This window comes from Polyangium sp. 15x6, assembly GCF_029960785.1.
Taxonomy (GTDB): domain Bacteria; phylum Myxococcota_A; class Polyangia; order Polyangiales; family Polyangiaceae; genus Polyangium.
Window position 1 is genome coordinate 1 of record NZ_JASBQE010000274.1, and the last position, 546, is coordinate 546.

The 546-nt window shown below is 55.7% G+C and carries 1 protein-coding gene; it reads right to left on the minus strand.

Annotated elements, in window-relative coordinates:
• Window positions 1-96: 96 nt before the first annotated feature.
• The gene (locus QHF83_RS53410; RefSeq protein WP_282425899.1) at window positions 97-525 is read right to left on the minus strand and encodes a hemoglobin alpha subunit family protein; all 429 of its coding nucleotides are present in this window, start codon (window positions 523-525) and stop codon (window positions 97-99) included.
• Window positions 526-546 lie beyond the last annotated feature (21 nt).

The window sequence follows — 546 nt, forward strand, 5'->3', positions numbered from 1 at the left end:
TTGCTTCCTACTCAGGCTTTATTCAAAGACCAAGAGGTATAGGTGCAAGGGAGGGAAGAAGGGCCTGGTCAGAAGGCAAGCCCGGCAGGAGGCGGCTTAACGGTACTTGGAGGTCAGCACAGTGCTCACAGAGGCAAGGAATTTGTCCAGAGAGGCGTGCATGGCGGGTGTGAAATCTCCAGGGTGGTGGCAAGCCAAGGTCACCAGCAGGCAGTGGCTCAGGAACTTGAAGTTGACAGGATCCACACGCAGTTTGTGGGCATGCAGGTCGCTCAGAGTGGACAGGGCACCAGGCAGGTCTTCGACGTGGTCTGCAGCTTTGGCCAAGGCATCAGCAACCTTCTTGCCGTGAGCCTTGACCTGGGCAGAGCCGGGGCTTACATCAATGTGAGAGAAGTAGGTCTTGGTGGTGGGGAAGGCAGCGAACATCCTCTGTAGGGCCTCCTCGCCATATTCACCACCATGGCCACCAATCTTCCCCCAGCAGTTCTTGATGTTGGTTTTGTCATCTGCAGAGAGCACCATGATTGCTTCCTGAGTCTATCA